The sequence below is a fragment of the Limnospira sp. PMC 289.06 genome, assembly GCF_032350395.1.
GTDB classification, from domain to species: Bacteria; Cyanobacteriota; Cyanobacteriia; order Cyanobacteriales; family Microcoleaceae; genus Limnospira; species Limnospira platensis.
Genome location: NZ_JARPLC010000606.1, coordinates 1 through 229, shown reverse-complemented (window position 1 = coordinate 229; position 229 = coordinate 1). Strand labels below are relative to the sequence as shown.

Sequence of the window (229 nt, the reverse complement as noted above, 5' to 3'; positions counted from 1 at the left end):
CAATGACTTGAGCCAAATCTTCCGCCACAGAATCTTCTGGTTGATTCCAATCTGGAAAGACAATTAAGTTAATATCTTTAAGATTGAGGTGATCAAGTGCCTGAGATTGCTCTGATATAGCAGCTTCTATGCCTTGCAGCATTTGTTGGGCAGGTGCAAAATCGGGTGCAAAATTTAAGACATCAAATAAAGCGCGTTGGGCTAAATCCAGAGCGTCTATTTTGGCTGC

The 229-nt window shown here is 41.9% G+C and carries 1 pseudogene; it reads right to left on the bottom strand.

What is annotated here, in order from left to right:
* A pseudogene (locus P5674_RS26415) lies at positions 1-229 on the bottom strand (hypothetical protein); the annotation flags it as partial.